Origin of the sequence: Enterobacter cloacae complex sp. 6730903 (assembly GCF_048283985.1) — a bacterium.
Lineage (GTDB): Bacteria > Pseudomonadota > Gammaproteobacteria > Enterobacterales > Enterobacteriaceae > Enterobacter > Enterobacter hormaechei_C.
Genome location: NZ_JBLVXX010000145.1, coordinates 1 through 811, shown reverse-complemented (window position 1 = coordinate 811; position 811 = coordinate 1). Strand labels below are relative to the sequence as shown.

The 811-nt window shown below is 62.4% G+C and carries 1 protein-coding gene; it reads right to left on the bottom strand.

The genetic code is table 11. The annotated features are described in order from the left end of the window. Positions 1-108: 108 nt before the first annotated feature. Complete coding sequence (locus tag ACNQ0W_RS25245) at positions 109-609, bottom strand: GNAT family N-acetyltransferase (RefSeq protein WP_000376623.1); 501 nt, start codon at positions 607-609, stop codon at positions 109-111. Positions 610-811 lie beyond the last annotated feature (202 nt).

Genomic DNA, 811 nt, shown 5'->3' with positions numbered 1-811 from the left:
ACGCTGAAAATGCCGGCCTTTGAATGGGTTCATGTGCAGCTCCATCAGCAAAAGGGGATGATAAGTTTATCACCACCGACTATTTGCAACAGTGCCCCCGAACGGACGTTAGATTTCGAGTTCTAGGCGTTCTGCGATGAAGGTTGGATCCCAGCCGGGATTGAAAGTGTCGACGTGGGTGAATCCGAGCCGCTCGTATAGGCCACGCAGGTTCGGGTGGCAGTCGAGCCGCAGCTTGGCGCACCCCTGCGTTCGCGCGGCATGGCGGCAAGCCTCGATCAGCGCGGAGCTGACACCCCGGCCCGCATGTGTCCGTCGCACCGCGAGCTTGTGCAGATATGCGGCCTCCCCCTTGAGGGCGTCGGGCCAGAACTCGGGATCCTCGGCCGACAAGGTGCAACAGCCGACGATGCCGTCGCTGCAACTCGCGACTAGGAGCTCGGATCTCAGGACGAAGGTCTCCGCGAATGTCCGGTCGATCCGCGCGACGTCCCAGGCGGGCGTTCCCTTGGCGGACATCCACGCCGCAGCGTCGTGCATCAGCCGCACAACCTCGTCGATATCACCCGAGCAGGCGACCCGAACGTTCGGAGGCTCCTCGCTGTCCATTCGCTCCCCTGGCGCGGTATGAACCGCCGCCTCATAGTGCAGTTTGATCCTGACGAGCCCAGCATGTCTGCGCCCACCTTCGCGGAACCTGACCAGGGTCCGCTAGCGGGCGGCCGGAAGGTGAATGCTAGGCATGATCTAACCCTCGGTCTCTGGCGTCGCGACTGCGAAATTTCGCGAGGGTTTCCGAGAAGGTGATTGC

Excerpts from the sequence above, each read along its gene's own strand:
- ACNQ0W_RS25245 (WP_000376623.1), bottom strand. The coding sequence starts at position 609 with ATGGACAGCGAGGAGCCTCCGAACGTTCGGGTCGCCTGCTCGGGTGAT.